The 14512-nt window shown below is 69.4% G+C and carries 17 protein-coding genes and 1 tRNA gene; 5 read left to right on the top strand and 13 right to left on the bottom strand.

Annotation, left to right across the window (positions count from 1 at the left end):
* Positions 1-5: 5 nt before the first annotated feature.
* The 3 genes from ACIQCY_RS08285 to ACIQCY_RS08275 form a co-directional block, all read right to left on the bottom strand.
* The gene (locus ACIQCY_RS08285; RefSeq protein WP_400483424.1) at positions 6-1613 is read right to left on the bottom strand and encodes a DNA polymerase Y family protein; all 1608 of its coding nucleotides are present in this window, start codon (positions 1611-1613) and stop codon (positions 6-8) included.
* Positions 1610-2452, bottom strand: coding sequence for a hypothetical protein (locus tag ACIQCY_RS08280; protein ID WP_400483423.1), 843 nt, complete (start codon positions 2450-2452; stop codon positions 1610-1612). The genes ACIQCY_RS08285 and ACIQCY_RS08280 overlap by 4 nt, the downstream gene beginning before the upstream one ends.
* Before the next feature lie 187 nt (positions 2453-2639).
* On the bottom strand, positions 2640-3032 hold the full coding sequence (locus tag ACIQCY_RS08275) for a DUF5997 family protein (protein WP_400483422.1): 393 nt from the start codon (positions 3030-3032) through the stop codon (positions 2640-2642).
* Between the two features lie 55 nt (positions 3033-3087).
* On the opposite strand from ACIQCY_RS08275, the gene ACIQCY_RS08270 reads away from it, so the two are divergent.
* Positions 3088-3795 (top strand): LysR family substrate-binding domain-containing protein, encoded by a 708-nt coding sequence (locus ACIQCY_RS08270; protein ID WP_400483421.1) that lies wholly within the window; start codon positions 3088-3090, stop codon positions 3793-3795.
* A gap of 93 nt (positions 3796-3888) precedes the next feature.
* Here the strand turns inward: ACIQCY_RS08270 and ACIQCY_RS08265 are convergent, their stop codons facing one another.
* From ACIQCY_RS08265 to ACIQCY_RS08255, 3 genes are all read right to left on the bottom strand, one after another.
* Entirely contained in the window at positions 3889-4656 is a 768-nt protein-coding gene (locus ACIQCY_RS08265) for an SDR family NAD(P)-dependent oxidoreductase (protein WP_400483420.1), read from the bottom strand.
* A gap of 157 nt (positions 4657-4813) precedes the next feature.
* A complete protein-coding gene (locus ACIQCY_RS08260) occupies positions 4814-6214 on the bottom strand; it encodes a GntP family permease (RefSeq protein ID WP_400483419.1) in 1401 nt (466 codons plus the stop codon).
* Between the two features lie 35 nt (positions 6215-6249).
* Positions 6250-6768: a gluconokinase gene (locus tag ACIQCY_RS08255; RefSeq protein WP_400483418.1), complete on the bottom strand. Its 519-nt coding sequence runs from the start codon at positions 6766-6768 to the stop codon at positions 6250-6252.
* A gap of 160 nt (positions 6769-6928) precedes the next feature.
* Here ACIQCY_RS08255 and ACIQCY_RS08250 point away from each other — a divergent pair, with 160 nt between their 5' ends.
* Positions 6929-7648 carry a FadR/GntR family transcriptional regulator gene (locus tag ACIQCY_RS08250; protein ID WP_400483417.1) on the top strand — a complete coding sequence of 240 codons (720 nt, stop codon included), beginning with the start codon at positions 6929-6931 and terminating at the stop codon, positions 7646-7648.
* 21 nt (positions 7649-7669) lie between these two features.
* Here ACIQCY_RS08250 and ACIQCY_RS08245 read toward each other — a convergent pair whose 3' ends face one another.
* Positions 7670-8404, bottom strand: a complete 735-nt coding sequence (locus ACIQCY_RS08245; RefSeq protein WP_400483416.1) for a GAF and ANTAR domain-containing protein — start codon at positions 8402-8404, stop codon at positions 7670-7672.
* A gap of 213 nt (positions 8405-8617) precedes the next feature.
* Positions 8618-9112 carry a Dps family protein gene (locus ACIQCY_RS08240; protein WP_400483415.1) on the bottom strand — a complete coding sequence of 165 codons (495 nt, stop codon included), beginning with the start codon at positions 9110-9112 and terminating at the stop codon, positions 8618-8620.
* Between the two features lie 213 nt (positions 9113-9325).
* On the opposite strand from ACIQCY_RS08240, the gene ACIQCY_RS08235 reads away from it, so the two are divergent.
* Complete coding sequence (locus tag ACIQCY_RS08235) at positions 9326-9865, top strand: SRPBCC family protein (RefSeq protein WP_400483565.1); 540 nt, start codon at positions 9326-9328, stop codon at positions 9863-9865.
* A gap of 63 nt (positions 9866-9928) precedes the next feature.
* On the opposite strand, the gene pstS is transcribed toward ACIQCY_RS08235, so the two are convergent.
* The 5 genes from pstS to ACIQCY_RS08210 all read right to left on the bottom strand — a co-directional run bounded on the left by pstS (position 9929) and on the right by ACIQCY_RS08210 (position 13104).
* On the bottom strand, positions 9929-11038 hold the full coding sequence (gene pstS, locus ACIQCY_RS08230) for a phosphate ABC transporter substrate-binding protein PstS (protein WP_400483414.1): 1110 nt from the start codon (positions 11036-11038) through the stop codon (positions 9929-9931).
* A 74-nt stretch (positions 11039-11112) separates the two neighbouring features.
* On the bottom strand, positions 11113-11334 hold the full coding sequence (locus tag ACIQCY_RS08225; protein WP_400483413.1) for a hypothetical protein: 222 nt from the start codon (positions 11332-11334) through the stop codon (positions 11113-11115).
* 95 nt (positions 11335-11429) lie between these two features.
* Positions 11430-12227: an SDR family oxidoreductase gene (locus ACIQCY_RS08220; RefSeq protein WP_400483412.1), complete on the bottom strand. Its 798-nt coding sequence runs from the start codon at positions 12225-12227 to the stop codon at positions 11430-11432.
* 126 nt (positions 12228-12353) lie between these two features.
* Positions 12354-12824, bottom strand: a complete 471-nt coding sequence (locus ACIQCY_RS08215) for an Hsp20/alpha crystallin family protein (protein ID WP_400483411.1) — start codon at positions 12822-12824, stop codon at positions 12354-12356.
* A 206-nt stretch (positions 12825-13030) separates the two neighbouring features.
* A tRNA-Val gene (locus tag ACIQCY_RS08210) sits at positions 13031-13104 on the bottom strand.
* A 164-nt stretch (positions 13105-13268) separates the two neighbouring features.
* Here ACIQCY_RS08210 and ACIQCY_RS08205 point away from each other — a divergent pair.
* Both ACIQCY_RS08205 and ACIQCY_RS08200 read left to right on the top strand, forming a co-directional pair.
* Positions 13269-13520 (top strand): DUF2630 family protein, encoded by a 252-nt coding sequence (locus ACIQCY_RS08205; RefSeq protein ID WP_400483410.1) that lies wholly within the window; start codon positions 13269-13271, stop codon positions 13518-13520.
* Entirely contained in the window at positions 13520-14188 is a 669-nt protein-coding gene (locus tag ACIQCY_RS08200) for a haloacid dehalogenase type II (RefSeq protein ID WP_400483409.1), read from the top strand. The genes ACIQCY_RS08205 and ACIQCY_RS08200 overlap by 1 nt, the downstream gene beginning before the upstream one ends.
* Positions 14189-14512 lie beyond the last annotated feature (324 nt).

Genomic DNA, 14512 nt, shown 5'->3' with positions numbered 1-14512 from the left:
GGCCGTCAGTCGTAGCCGGCTTCCACCCACCACGCGTGGTCCTCGAGCAGCAGCAGCCAGGCGGATCCCGACTGGTCCACCAGCTGGAAGCGGTTGAGCACGCGACCCTTCGGGTCCCACCAGCGCTCGTTGATGGGCCAGGGGCCCGCCCAGGAGTGCACGGGCCGCCGGCCGTCGTCGGGACCTGCGCTGAAGAAGGCGGGATCGGCGCTCAGGAGGCCGCGGGGATCGACGTCCACCGGGTTGCCGCGGGAATCGACGACGACGGCGGGTACGGGATCGGCGAACACGGTGGCCGGTGCCGGGCCGGGCAGGCGGCCGGGCCAGGGCTGGGCGCGGTCCTTCACGGGGACCCTGGAGGGTGAGGACGGGGTGTCCCCCCACGGGACGAAGACGCGTCGGTCCGCCAGGAGTCGCCCGCCGGCGATGACCGCGGTGAGCACGGCTCCGTGGCCCAGCATGCTCTGCACGCGGGCCAACCCGTGGTGGATGCCTTCGTCCGGTCCCGTCCCCCACAGTCCGTCCGCGTGGTCGCCGAGGTCCTCGACGACGTCGGGCACCACATGGACACGCGTGATGCCGGAGGTCAGGCCGTGGTCGGACGCGGCGGTGCCCTGGAGCTGCCAGCGCACGCGGTCCACGACGTCGTCCGCATCGAACCAGCGAGGATGCTGCCAGCGGCGTTCGGACACCTCGCCCGATTCCGTGTGGAGCGAGACGTGCAGTGCCGTACACACCAGCCCTGCCTGGCGCAGCGTGTCGACGAATGCGTCCGCCCGGGTCCGGAAGGCGAACGCGAGTTGGTCGATGCGCGCGAGGGGCGGCTCGAAATCGGCGATGGTGTCGAGGTGGGGTGGCGGTTTCCGTGCGACGACGCTCCGGTGGTCGAGCCCGCTCGCCTGGCGGTGGGCGAGGGCCCCCTCGATCCCGAAGCGGTTGCGGACGTCGGAGGCCTTGAGCGCCGCGAAATCACCGAGCGAGCGGATGCCGAGGCGCTTGAGCAGCACGGTGAGCTTCGGCTGTTCGAGGACTTCCAGGGGATAGCTGCCGAGGAACCACGGCGAGCCGGCCGGGGGGATGATGACCAGCGGCTCGGCGTCGTCGTCCAGCTGGTCGGTGGCCTTGGCCGCCTGCTCGGCGGCGAACGGACCGTCCGCGATACCGATCCGCACGTCGGTGAGCCCGATGGCGGCGAGGACCTGGAACACGACGTCCGCTGCCTTGCCCTCGCTGCCGTAGTAGCGCGAGGGTCCCTTGACCTTGAGGGCACACAGTCCCGGACGGAGGACCTGGACGCCGGGCATGATGGTCTCCACGGCCGCGGTCACGGGCTCGAAGGTCCGCTCGTCGAGCGAGGGATCGTAGGGATGGCACACGAGGCCCGTGCTGCGGGCCTGGGCCTCCCGGATGCGCAGGCCCCGTTTCACGCCGTCCTGGCGGGCTGCGGGAGAACAGGCGAAGACCTCACCGCGGTCCACGAGGACGAGGGCCGCATCGGGGGGCAGCGAATACTCCCGCAACGCTGCCGTGATGGGCCAATCCGGGAACCAGAGCATCATGGTCCGGGTTGCCGGTGCCGTGCCTGTGGCTGCTGCGGGCAGGGGTGACGTCATGAGGACTTCATCAGCCGGGGTTCGAACAGGGTGCCGGACGCCGAACCGGACGCCGACACAGGGGGAGTACCAGGGATGCCGTCGGGTCCCTGCGGTACCCCGGTGTCCTGGGCCACGGTTCCCCCTGCGCTGGTGCCCTGCAGGTCCGCCAGTCCCACATAGGCGTGGCGGAGTCGTCCGGAGGGCTGCGTCGCGGTGATCTTCATGCGGCGCGACCTCAGATGGCCGGTTCCCGAGCCGAGGCCCTCCCAGGCGCTCTCGGCCACGCCGAGCGTGGAATCGCTCTGCTTCCAGGCGCCGAGGGTGATCAGGGCCGCACTCCGCTGGCGCAGCCGTGCCTTGAGCCGCGCCCATTCGGTGGGTGCCAGGTGTTCGGGGGCGCGGGTCAGGATGATCGGGACGACGTCCACGAGGGCGGCCGTGACGGTGAGCCATTGGGAGCCGGGATTGGGGACCAGGATGAGGCGCTCGAGGTTGATGCCGAAGCCCTGTGCCGCTTCGACGCTGAAGTCCGGCATGCCGATCACGCTGCACCATGCACCTGTCGCCGAAGGAGCGGCCAGCAGGGCCATGGCGAGGGTGGTGGAGTTACGGACGGAGTAGGAGCCGCCGGACTGGAGGCCGCCGCCGGGCAGGATCCGCGCGAGGGCCGGAACCGTGGGCAACAGGCGGGAGTCGAGCTTGCCCGCCTGCATGCTGTTGATGCGCGCCTGGAGACCGAGTGCGACGTCGGCTGCGGTGGTTCCGGGGCGGCCGGCAGGTTCCGGGCGGGACGCGTCCTCGAAGTCGGAGGAAGGCTCATCCCATTCGAGGGCATGGCCGGCAGCTGGAGGCGTCACCCCCTAATATTCGAATACGTGTTCGATTAAGTCAATCGGCGCGCCTCCGCTGAAATAGGGCACAGCTGTGGTAGGCGCAATGCCGGATCAGGGTACGGCCAGGGGGTCGGTCATGCCGGGAAACAGGTCAGGAGCCACGCGTCGCGTCGGACGACGGGCGGGTGCGGGCAGCAACCCTGCCAGGGGGTCAGGCGTCGGACGCCTTGCGCGAGGCATCGCGTTCCTTGACCCGTGCGGCTTCCGTGCGGACGGCGGCCTGGGTGGACCGCTCGGCGACCAGCCAGGCGGGCGGGTCCTGCAGCAGGGCGGTGATCTGCTCGCTCGTCAGGGCGTCCGTGATGCCCCCGCGGGCCAGTCCGCTGATGGAGATCCCGAGCTTCTGCGCGACGACGGGGCGCGGGTGCGGACCCGTGCGGCGCAGCTCGGCGAGCCATTCCGGCGGGCTCTGCTGCAGTTCGTTGAACTCGGCACGCGTCAGCTCGGTCTCCTGGAAGTCCTCGGGAGCGGCGGGCAGGTAGATTCCCAGTTTCTTGGCCGCAGTGGCGGGCTTCAGGGTCTGGGGGGTTTTCGCGGGAGTCATGGTTCCAGCTTAACGGGCCGCCTCGACGGTCGGCGTCAGGCGCTACTGTGATCAGGTGCCCACCGACCAGCCCCGTACCCTGTCCGTGGGTTTCGTCCCGGGTGTGACGCCGGGCAAGTGGGTGGCCAGGTGGCGCGAACGGCACCCGGAGGCACCCCTCGAGCTCCACCAGCACGACGACGACGCACTGGCGGCGCTGAGGGAGGGCTCCGACGACGTCGTCTTCGTCCGGCTGCCCGTGGACCGCGCCGGGCTCCACCTGATCCCCCTCTATGAGGAGCAGCCCGTGGTGGTGGTGTCCCGGGACAACGAGCTGTCGCTCTATGACGACGTCCCGGTCGAGGAACTCGAGGGTGAGACCCTGCTCGACATCGCGGAATGCGGCGGGCCGAAGACGGCCATGGAGGTCGCGGCGTCCGGTGCGGGCGTCGTCGTCCTGCCCATGTCGCTCGCACGGCTGCATGCGCGCAAGGACGCGGTGCACCGACCCGTCCCGGGCCTGCCGACGACGACCATCGGCATCGCCTGGCGGGTGGAGGACGAGTCCGACGACGTCGAGGAGTTCATCGGCATCGTCCGTGGGCGGACGGCCCAGAGCTCACGGCAGCCCTCACAGCGCGAGGCCCCGAAGAAGACGGCCTCGCAGAAGGCCGCCGCGAAGAAGGCCGGCGCCGGTGGAGGCGGCAAGGAGCAGAAGGGCGCCAGGAAGCCGCCGTCGGGCAAGCAGGCCCGCCCGTCGGGGACCCGGGGAAAGCGGCGCTGACCTCCGCGCCCGGCACGCGCGGCCGGGATGGACGGACCGCCCGGCCTGGGACGTGCGCTCGCAGCGCTGCTTCAGCGGTGCCGCGGCGGCCCCTCAGGCCTGCGCCGGTTGCCCGTTGCTCGCCATCGTCCCGCCGTCCACGGGCAGGACGACGCCGGTGATGAAGCGTGCGTCGTCGCTGGCCAGGAAGGTGATGGCGGCGGCGACCTCCTCCGGCAGTCCGCCGCGCCCGAGGGCGATGCGCCGGGCGAATTCCTCGGAGATCCCGTGCGCCTCGCCGTCGTCGCTCGTGAGCTCGGTCCAGATGAATCCGGGGGCGACGGCGTTCACCCGAACGCCGTCCCTGCCGTGGTCCAGGGCGACCGCGCGCGTGAAGTTGCTGACACCGCCCTTGGCCGCGTTGTAGGCGCTCATGCGCCAGTCTCCAGCCAGGCCGGAGACCGAGGAGACGTTGACGATGCACCCCTTGCTCTCCAGCAGGTGCCCGAGGGCCGCCTTGGTGCCGTAGAACACGCCGGAGAGATCTGTCTCGATGACGCGGTGCCAGTCCTCCACGCTGGTGTCCTGGACCGTGCCCTGCGTGATGGTGCCCGCGTTGTTGACGAGGACGTCGAGGCGCCCGTACCGCTCGACGGCCTGCTGCACCATCGCCGCCACCTGCCCGAAGTCGGACGAGTCCGCCGGCACCGCCGTCGCCCGCCCCTCGGGCAGGGATGCCACGACGTCGTCGATCTTGTCCGCGACGGAGTCGGTCAGGACCACCTTCGCACCTTCGGCGACGAAGCGCCGCGCCGTCGCCTCGCCGATGCCGGAACCGGCACCGGTCACGACGACGACCCTGCCCTCGAATCGTTGCTCCATTCCGCACTCCTTCCGGTCCTTCCACCGTGGCACCGAGCCTCCCGGCCCGCAACGGCCGCATCGGCTCACCGTGGCAGCGCCGGACCTGCTACCGGACGCCGGAAGGCCCGCCCCGCCTGCGCGGGACGGGCCTTCCGGGTGGTGCCGGTGCCGCTGGTCAGCCGAGGGACGCGAGGGCGAAGACGGCGGCCGCGATGCCGAAGCCCATGAGGCCGATCGTCGTCTCCATGACCGTCCAGGTCTTGAGGGTGGTCTTGACGTCCATGTTGAAGAAACGGCCCACGAGCCAGAAGCCGGAGTCGTTGACGTGGCTGGCCACCACGGACCCGCCGGCGACGGCGACGACGAGCGCTGCGAGCTGGAGGGCGTTGTAGTCCCCGGCGAGGATCGCCGGGGAGATGAGGCCGGCAGCCGTGGTCAGTGCCACCGTCGCCGAGCCCTGGGCGATCCGGAGGATCGCCGCAATGAGGAATCCCGCGAGGATCAGCGGGATGCCGAGGTCTCCCAGGACGTCGGCGAGGGCGTCACCGATGCCGCTGGTGCGCAGGACGCCGCCGAACATGCCGCCCGCACCCGTGATGAGGATGACCGAGCAGACCGGGCCGAGCGCGGACTCCAGTGTGCTCTCGAGGACCGTCTTGTCGATGCCCCGCCGACGCCCGAGGACGTAGGACGCCACGAGGAGCGAGATCAGCAGGGCCACGGGTGTCTCCCCGAGGGTCCTGAGCAGCTGGAACCAGGCCTGGTCGGTGAGGCCCTCGTCCACCGCGCCCGAACGGGCCACGGTGTTGAGTCCGGTGTTGAGGAAGATCAGCACGAGGGGGAGCAGCAGGATCCCGACGACGGTGCCGAACCTGGGCGGGTTGGCCTCGGCGTGCTCGTCGGCCGTACCGAGCAGTTCGGGGACGGGCAGGACGTATTTCCTGCCGGCCCACAGTCCGTACAGGTAGGAGGTCACGTACCAGGTGGGGATGGCGGCGAGAAGGCCGACCATGATGACGATGCCGACGTTCGCCCCGAAGAATTCCGACGCGGCGACGGGACCCGGGTGCGGGGGGACGAAGATATGCATCACGGAGAATGCTCCGGCTGCGGGCAGGCCGTAGCGGAGGACGCCGCCGCCGAGGCGCCGGGCGACGGAGAAGACCACGGGCAGCATGACCACGAGTCCCGCGTCGAAGAAGATGGGGAAGCCGAAGATCAGCGACGCGACACCGAGGGCGAAGGGGGCCCGCTTCTCGCCGAAGGCCCGGATGAGGTGGTCGGCGAGCACTTTCGCGCCGCCACTGGTCTCCACCAGGCGACCGAGCATCGCGCCGAGGCCGACCAGGAGGGCCACCGCGCCGAGGGTGGATCCGAAGCTGCCGACCAGGACGGTCACGATCTGCGACGTCGGGATGCCGGTGGCGAAGGCCGTGGCGAGGCTGATGATGATCAGGGAGACGAACGCGTGGACGCGCAGTTTGATGATCAGGAACAGCAGGGCGAGGATGGCCGCTGCGGCGATCAGGAGGAGCGGACCGGCGGTGAGGCTCTGGGTCCATCCTTCGATTGTCATGTTTTCTCCGTTGAAAGGGGGGGGGGGTGGGGGGACTAGTTGCCGTGCAGGTCGAGCTGGTCGATGACGAGATCCGTGACCTGGTCGGGCGTGCCGGTGTTCTCGATCCTGACGCCCTGCTCGTCGGGCTCCAGCGGTTCGAGGGTGCTGATCTGGGACGGCAGGAGCGATTCCGGCATGAAGTGCCCGCTGCGGGTCTTCATGCGATCGAGGATGAGATCGGTATCGCCGAGCAGGTGGACGAACCGCACCCGACCCTCGGCCTGGGTGAGGAGGTCGCGGTACGAGCGCTTGAGGGCCGAACAGGTGACGACCGTGCTGCGGCCGGCCTGCGCCTGGGCCGTCATCCAGTCCCTCATGGACTCCAGCCACGGCCAGCGGTCCTGGTCCGTGAGCGGCGTCCCGGCGGTCATCTTGGCGATGTTGGCCGCAGGGTGGAAGTCGTCGGCCTCCGCGAACACCCAGCCGAGCCGCTCGGTGAGCCGCGTGGCGATGGTGGTCTTGCCGGATCCGGAGATACCCATGACGACCACATGGCGGGGCTGTGCATCCATGCTGACTCCCTTGTCGGTGCTGTGCGGCAGGTCACGATGATCCTGATGTCGAGTAAAGGTAACACCTTTGAGATAGCAAAGGTAGTACCTTTGCGGACCGGACGGATCGATCTATGGTTGGGTGACCGGCTCGACGGCCGGAAGCGCACCGAGGAGGACGATGGCGTCGCATCTGGTTCCGGCGGGAACACCCACCGAATCTGCAACCGTGTTCCACACGCGGATCATCGACGCGCTGGGCCAGGACATCGCGGACGGGGTACTGCCGGCCGGTACCCGCCTGACGATCGAGGGACTGCAGCAGCAGTTCGGCGTCTCGCGCACGGTCGTCCGCGACTGCATGCGCGTGCTGGAGGCCATGAACCTGATCGTCCCCAAGCGCCGGATCGGGCTCGTGGTGCAGGGGCCGGAGAGGTGGAACGTCTACGACGCGCGCGTGATCCGGTGGCGACTCAACGGGCCGGGACGAGCGGACCAGTTCCGTTCCCTGACACACCTGCGCCGCGCCGTCGAGCCCGTGGCCGCCGCGCTCGCGGCCCGTCACGCCTCGCCCGCCCAGCGGCTGCGGCTCCTGGAACTCGGGCAGGATCTGCGGCGCCTGGGTGAGGACGGCGCGCTCGAGCAGTTCCTGGGGGTGGACATCGAGTTCCACACGCTCATCCTCGAAGCCAGCGGCAACGAGATGTTCCTCGCCCTGCGCGGGGTGATCGCGGAGGTGCTGTCAGGCCGGACCTACCAGGGCCTCATGCCGCACAATCCGAAGGAACATGCGCTCCGTACGCACGAGCAGGTGGCCTCCGCGATCAGCGAGGGCGACCCCGTCACGGCCGAATCCTGCATGGGATCGCTCCTTGCCGAGGTCAGCAGCGCCATCGACTAGCGGTTCACCGCCACGCGGGCGTCACAGGTCGAAGTGCGTCTCGGGCTCGGCCTGGCCGATCGATGTCACGATGGAGGCGGCGATCTCCCGCACCTTCTGGTTGCGGCTGCTGGAGACGGACTTCAGGATGGTGAAGGCCTCCGTCTGGCTGCAGCGGTTCTGCGCCATGATGATGCCGATCGCGATGTCGATCGCGGTGCGGGACTGCATCGCGGTCTTGAGGTTGCCGATCGATTCGCTGTGCTGGGCCAGCCGGACGGCGAGCATCAGGGCCCTGGAGGTCTGGGCCACGAAGGTCTCGGCGGTGGCGATGTCCTCGGCGCCGAAGGCACCCGGCTGCGTCGAATAGACGTTGAGCGCGGCACGCGCACCGGCCTCGAGGGTGAAGGGGACCGCCAGGATGGAGCGGACACCGTGCTCGGCGGCGTTGGCGACGTAGCCGCTCCAGCGTTCGTCGGTCGTCGTGTCCGCGACGTGCACCGTACGCTGCTCCTCGCACGCGGTGAGGCACGGCCCCTCGGTGAAGAGGTACTGCAGTTCGTCGAGTTTCTTCGCGGCTTCGTTGCTGCTGGCGACCGTACCGGCGCGCCTGCTCCGCAGGAGGGTGATGCCGCAGAGGGTCTCCCCGGACTGCGGGAACAGTCGGAAGGCTGAGAAGCGGGCGAATTCCGTGAGGAACTCCTCGACTCCGTCGGTGTCGAGGAGGAGGTCCTGGAGGTAGTCGGTGGTGGAGTGCCCCGCAACCTGGTCGGCCATGTGTGCTGGTCCTGTTTCGTTCAGCCGCCGAGCCACGCGTGCATCACGCCGTTCGGGCGTCCGGACCGTGGTCCGTAACCGATGCACGAACCCAGGGAGTTCATGATCGGCCGTCTGCTAGACCGTTAGTCAGCCTACAGACTACAAGAGGCGATCCCGCAGGGCGTGCTCGACCGGTTCCCACCGGGAACCGGTCGAGCCGGGTACTGCTGGTCAGACCGTTGCGTGCTCGGTGCCGGCGGGGGTGACGACCTCGGCGGTCGGCTCCATGTTCTCGGCGTCCACCATCCAGGCGTACTGCTCGAGCTTGGCGATGAATCCGTGCAGCAGGTCGGCGGTGGTGGGGTCTTCCTCGTCGATCTGGTCGTGCACGTCGCGCATGGTCGTCACGGCGGCATTCAGCATCCGGACCACGAGGCCCACGGTGTCCTTGGTCGAGACCAGGCCTGCCGGGAACGGATCGATCTTGGTGCCCTCGGCGACGGCAACGCTGCGGCCGTCGGGAACGGCGTGCAGGGCACGCATGCGCTCTGCCATCTCGTCCGCGAACAGGCGGGCGTCGTCGATGATCTCGTCCAGCTGCAGGTGGAGGTCGCGGAAGTTCTTGCCGACCACGTTCCAGTGGGCCTGCTTGCCCTGCAGGTGCAGCTCGATGAGGTCGACCAGGACGGCCTGCATGTTGTCGGTGAGGGTGGGTGAAGCCTTCATGAGTCCTCCAGTGCTAGAGAAATGTGCTCCTTCCGGCAGGGCGCCGAGGCGCCGAATCCCGCCGGTGGACTCCTTTCACCCTAGACCTGCCCGTTGGCCAAATCCAGCCGATCTGCATACGCTAAGGGAACTTACGGTTTTGCCGTACCGACCCCCGAAAGGGGCTATGGGCGGCGCCGGAGTCTCTACGAAGGAGGAACCCTTTTGGCTTCAGTGCAGGAATCTATCGACGTAGCAGTACCGGTCAGCACGGCCTACAACCAGTGGACCCAATTCGAGAGCTTTCCCCAGTTCATGGGCGGCGTCGAGTCGATCACGCAGACCTCCGACACCCGCACCCACTGGGTGACGAGCATCGGTGGCGTCAGGCGGGAGTTCGATGCCGAGATCACCGAACAGCACCCCGACGAGAGGGTGGCCTGGAAGAGCACCGACGGCGAATCCCACGCCGGCGTGGTGACCTTCCACCGCCTCGACGAGAGCACCACGCGGCTCATGGTGCAGATCGACTGGCACCCGGAGACGTTCACCGAGAAGATCGGCGCCGTCGTGAACGCGGACGCCGCCCAGGTGAAGGGCGACCTCAAGAGGTTCAAGGAGTTCATCGAGAAGAGCGGAGGGGAGACCGGCGCCTGGCGCGGCAACGTCGATGCCCCGCCGACCGGCGGCACGTCCGACGCCGCCCCGGCCAACAGCACACTGCCCGATGCATCGACGAACGACCCCGATTCGGGTGGCCCCCGCATCAGCTGACGCGCGGCCCACAGGACGAGGCGGACCCCTTCAGGGTCCGCCTCGTCCTCTTTGGCCGGTGTCCTAGGGGATGTCGCCCACGGCGATCGTTCCGATCGCGTCGGTGGCCTGCCGGGAGAGCTCCGGCGAGATGGGTGAGCTCTTCGCGGCTTCGGCGGCTTCGGCCTGTCCTTCCGCGCTGACCGCGTAGGTGCCGAAGGCGCGCACGACGGCGGCCGTCGCCTCGTTCTCGTAGCGCGCGCAGTACACGTGGTAGGACACCAGGACCAGCGGGTAGACGCCGGGTTCGGTGGTGGTCCGATCGAGATCCAGGGCGATGTCGTAGTCCTCGCGGCCCGGGACGCGGGTCGCGAGGTCGACGGCGGCAGCGGCCGCCTCGGAACTCACCGGCACGTAGGCCTCGCCGACCTTGAGGGCCACGCGCCCGAGCGGATCACCGACGGCGGAGTCGTCGGCGTACGTCACCGCGCCCACGGTGCCGGCCACCGTGCTGACCACGCCCGCATTGCCCTTGGCGTTCTCGTTCTCGAGCTCCGACGGCCAGGTCCCGTCGGGCTCCTCCGCCCAGATGTCGGGGACCACGGCGTGGAGGTAGTCCGTGAAGTTCTCGGTGGTGCCGGAGTCGTCGGACCTGCTCACTGCCGAGATCGGCAGTGCGGGGAGGTCGACGTCGTTCTGCGCCGCGATGGCTGGATCGTTCCACGTGGTGATCTCACCGCGGAAGATGCGCGCCACGGTGGCGGCGTCGAGGTCCAGCCGGGAGATGCCGGGCAGGTTGAAGGCGACGCTGATCGGCGAGACGTAGGCAGGGATGTTGAAGGCGCCGCCCGGCCCGCAGGCCTCGGTGGATTCGGCGAGCTCCTCGTCGCTGAGATACGCGTCCGATCCGGCGAATCCCACGGCTCCCGCGAGCAGGGCGCCGCGGCCCGCTCCCGAGCCGTCGGGGGAATACTGCACCTGTGCGCGCGGGTACAGGGTTGCGAACCCCGAGCGCCAGGCGTCCATGGCCGGTCCCTGCGCGGATGACCCGGAGGCGGTCACGGCACCCTGCAGGCTCGTGTCCCCGCGCTGCGCCGCGGCTTCCTGCTCAGCGCCGAGGGGGTAGTCGGAGCCGCAGGCGGTCAGGCCGAGGGCGACGGCGAGGGACAGTGACAGGGTGGCTCGGGTTCTCACCGGAGCAACGTTACAGGTGGCTAAATGGTGAACCCAAGGTGGACAGCGGGTGGACCGGCGGGTGCGGCTACGGCCTACCCCCGGCGGAGGCGGTAGCCGTCGCCCCTGTGCACGAGGCGGCGGCCACCGCCGTCGTGCAGCTGGATCCACACCACGGAGGAGTCGTCGGTCCTCATGTCGAGGACACCGCGGAGCTGTGCACCGGCCACGTGCTGGAGGGTGACGTGCTCGCCGCGCTTGAAGCCCGACCAGTCCTGCGTCTGGGAATCGGTGGTCGGGGTGAGGGGAGTATCCATGGCGGGCCTTTCGGGAGGTTCCGGGCTTCCCACGCTAGCCACGGCTCCTGAACGCCGCATGAACGCCCGCTGAAGGTTGTCGCGTCCCTGCGGGGTCAGAGGGTGCGCCAGTCCCCGCTGGTGAGGTGGGAGCCTGCCTGCGGTCCCATGAGGAGCATGCCGCCGTCGACCACGAACGAGGCGCCGTTGACGTAGCTGGAGGCACCGGAGGCGAGGAAGGCGACGACGTCGGCGATCTCCTCCGGGGCGCCCGGCCGGCCCAGCGGGATTCCGGGCCTGTCCATGGTGTGCGGATCCTGCTCCTCGGAGTCGTTCATCGGGGTGTTGATCTCGCCGGGCAGGACGGCATTCGCGGTGATGCCGCGGTCTGCGAGTTCGAGGGCGATGGTCCGGATGAGGCCCCCGAGACCGTGCTTGGAGGCGTCGTAGGCGGCCGATCCCACGCGCGGCTGCTCCTGGTGGACGCTGGTGACGGCGATGATGCGCCCGCCCCTGCCGCCGTCGATCATGTGGCGGGCCGCGCGCTGCAGGCAGACGAAGGCGCCGTCGAGGTTGGCGCCCATGGTGCCGCGCCAGGTGTCCCAGTCCGTCTCCATGAACATGGTGCCGCCATTGACGCCCGCGTTGTTGACGAAGACATCGAGCCCGCCGAGCTCCTTCGCGAGCTGGTCGACGACGTCGCCGCACGCCGGCGCGTCCGTGGTGTCGAGCTGTGCGACGGCGGCGCGCACGCCCTTCTCCCGCACGAGGCGCGCGGTCTCCTCCGCGCCCTCCTGGTCGGAGTGCCAGGTGACGCCGACATCGCAGCCCGCTGCCGCGAGGGCGATGGCTGTGGCCCGGCCGATGCCGGAGTCGGAGCCGGTGACGATTGCCTTGCTCGGTGTGAAGTCCATGGCTCCATCCTTCGCACCCGGCCCGGCGGCCCGCAAGGAAAATCTGGGCGGAGACGAGCGGAGGCGTGCCTCGACGGCAGGACCCCCGGGCGGAAGCCCGGGGGTCCTGGAGGTGGCGAAGAGGGGCTACGCCTCGACGGCCCCCTGGCGTCCGGCGTCGGGGGCCTCGACAGTCGCCGACTGGACCGCAGCGGAGGATTCTCCGCTGACGATCTCGATCTTGCGGGGCTTGGCGCGCTCACTGACGGGGATCATCACGTTGAGGACCCCGTTCTCGTAGCGGGCCGAGATCCCCTCCGTGTCGATGCCCTGGCCCAGGTTGAGCTGGCGCAGGAACGAGCCGCTCTCACGTTCGCGGGTCAGCCACTTGACGCCCTCGGCGCCGCGGAGCGTGCGCTCGGCACGGATGGTGAGGAGCTGGCCGTCGACGTCGATGTCGACCGAGCCGGGATCGATGCCCGGGAGGTCCGCGGAGAGGATGTAGTGGTCCTTCTCGCGGTAGAGGTCCATCGGCATGAGACGGAGACCGGGACGGCTCTCCAGCAGGGCGCCGGCAACGCGGTCCAGCTCGCGGAACGGATCGAATTTCATGGCCATGGGAAACAACTCCTTCGCATGTGCCACCGGGTGGTGGTTCTTCTCCTGAGTTGAGCGCCCTCCGCTCAACTACGAAAAATGTTAGCACTCGGACCCTTCGAGTGCTAAGGGGAAGATGTTCGCCCTGAACGAACGCACAGAAGCAGAAGGCCCGTACCGACGAATCGGTACGGGCCTTCTGCTGTGCTGTCTCCAGCCGATCCTCGTGCCTGCGCGGGGCCTCGATCCCCGGGCCTTCCGCGTGTGAAGCGGATGCTCTACCAGACTGAGCTACACAGGCAATTGGTTCTCCCATAGCTTAGGCCATCCGGGCGCCGCGCCAAATTCAGGCGCCGCACGTCGCGCCGCCGTGCGCTGGTCATCGGTCCGTGGCCTCAGTAGCCTGAAGGAAAGCATGCTGATCATCCGCTCATGCCCGCACGGCAACGACGAAGGGACCGCACCATGGACAACCAGGACCTCCTGCAGCGCATCCAGGCACTCGTACAGGAGGAGCACGACCTCCGCGACCAGCCCCAGGACTCCGGAGCCGGCGCGGAGCACCAGGATCACGCGGCCCGGCTGAAGCGCGTCGAGGAGGATCTCGACCAGTGCTGGGACCTGCTCCGCCAGCGCCGTGCGAAGGCCGATGCCGGTGAGGATCCCGCCGATGCCGATGCCCGTCCCATCGGCCAGGTGGAGGGGTACCGCCAGTAATGGCGCTGCCCGTGGTGCTGTTCGACGTCAACGGCACCCTGTCGGACCTGGATCCCCTGTCCCAGCACTTCGAGGAGATCGGCGCGCCTCCGCAGCTGGCCGCGCTCTGGTTCGCCTCGGTGCTCCGGGATGGTTTCGCGCTCGCCGCCGTCGGGCAGAACCCTGCCTTCCGGGAGGTCGCCGAGGGTGCGTTGCGGGCGGTCCTCGCGGGCCAGATCCTCAACCGGGACCTCGACGACGCGGTCGCCCACATCATGTCGGCGCTGCAGGGGCTCGCCGTGCACCCGGATGTCGGAGAGGGCATCCGTGCCCTGGCTTCCGCGGGCTTCGGTGTCGCCGTGCTGACCAACGGCGCGACGGCGACGGCCGAGGCACTGCTGGAACGGGCCGGTGTCCGGGACCAGGTCCTCGCCGTCCTGTCGGTCGAGGACGCGCCGCGCTGGAAGCCCGCGCCCGAGTCCTACGCCTACGCCCTCGGTGCCCTGCACAGGGAGGCGGGCGACGTCGTGCTCGTCGCCGTCCACCCCTGGGACATCGACGGAGCTGCGCGGGCAGGGCTCCGGACAGCCTGGCTGAACCGGGACGGCTCGCCCTATCCTCCCGCGATGACGGCCCCCGATTCCGAGGTGCCCTCGATCACCGACCTGCCCCGCGCCCTCGGAGGGTGAGGACCGTCGGCCATCCATCGTCCGGGCGAGCGTCGCCGAACTCCCGTCAGCGGCTGCAACGCCTGCGCGCCCCGTCATGGCCGGCAAGGTGGCCGTAGTCGCCGTCGTGGGCAACGAGGACGGCGCCCACAAGGCGGTCGCGGGTGCCGTCCGCAACGCAGAGCACCTCGCGAAGCTGCTGCGCCGGGAGAACCTCCCCCTGGAGTAGCCGGCGGTAGCACGCAAGCCACTCTCCGTGCTGCTGATCCGGTACGGGAAGGGGCGGGATGGCGCCGGGGAGGCTAGGCTGGAAGCTCTGGTGAGCCGGGAAGTCTGGTCGGCGCT

The organism is Arthrobacter sp. NPDC092385, from assembly GCF_044755105.1.
GTDB lineage: Bacteria > Actinomycetota > Actinomycetes > Actinomycetales > Micrococcaceae > Arthrobacter_D.
The sequence above is the reverse complement of the archived record's forward strand: the minus strand, read 5'-3'. Positions and strand labels throughout refer to the sequence as shown.